1 protein-coding gene is annotated in these 1,017 nt (G+C 64.3%); it reads left to right on the top strand.

Features of this window, described 5'->3' with window-relative positions; genetic code table 11:
• Window positions 1-49: 49 nt before the first annotated feature.
• A partial coding sequence (locus AB0M20_RS45665) for a TerC family protein (RefSeq protein ID WP_364307945.1) occupies window positions 50-1,017 on the top strand: 968 nt, incomplete at its 3' end.

The following is a 1,017-nucleotide window of genomic DNA, read 5'->3' as shown; positions in this document are numbered from 1 at the left end:
CCGGATCGGGGACCATTTCCCAAGACGCATCCCTGACCTGGAGGTTGCCTTGGAGTTGGAGGTCACCGCGCTCGGCTGGACCGTGACCATCGCGGTCATCGTCGCCTTGCTCGCCCTCGATCTGACCCTCGGGGTCCTGCGGCCGCATGCCGTCGGGTTCCGTGAGGCGGCGGCCTGGTCCGTCTTCTACATCGCCGTCGCCATCGTCTTCGGCATCGTTTTCGCAAGCTTCGCCGGGTGGGGATTCGGCACCGAGTACTTCGCCGGCTACATCGTCGAGAAGAGTCTGTCGGTCGACAACCTCTTCGTCTTCGTGATCATCATGACGACCTTCGCGGTGCCCGAGAAGTATCAGCAGGAGGTGCTGACCTTCGGGATCATCATCGCCCTGGTGCTGCGGGTCATCTTCATCGCCCTCGGGGCCACGCTGTTGTCGCTGTTCTCGTTCATGTTCCTGATCTTCGGCCTGCTGCTGATCTGGACCGCGGTGCAGCTGTTCCGGCATCGCGACGAGGACCCCGACGTCGACGACAACGTGCTGGTGAAGGCCGGCCGCAAGCTGCTGCCGGTGACCGACGACTACGTCGACGGCAAGATGATCACCCACGTCGACGGCCGTCGCATGGTGACCCCGCTGTTCATCGTGCTGATCGCGATCGGCAGCTCCGACCTGCTGTTCGCGCTCGACTCGATCCCGGCCGTCTTCGGCGTGACCGAGGAGGCGTACATCGTCTTCGTCGCAAACGCCTTCGCGCTGCTCGGCCTGCGCGCGCTCTTCTTCCTGGTGAAGGGCCTGCTGGACCGGCTGGTGTACCTGTCCACCGGGCTGTCGCTCATCCTGGCCTTCATCGGCGTCAAGCTGGTGCTGCACTGGCTGCACGAGGACATCTGGAAAGGCGCTCCCGAGATCAGCACGCCGGTCTCGCTCGGCGTCATCCTCGGCGTCCTGACGATCACCACGGTGGCCAGCCTGCTCAAGGTGCGCAAGAATCCGAACCTCAAGGCCAAGGCGGGCAG

Origin of the sequence: Actinoplanes sp. NPDC051633 (assembly GCF_040681735.1) — a bacterium.
Taxonomy (GTDB): Bacteria; Actinomycetota; Actinomycetes; order Mycobacteriales; family Micromonosporaceae; genus Actinoplanes.
This window is presented reverse-complemented; position numbering and strand designations above follow the sequence as displayed.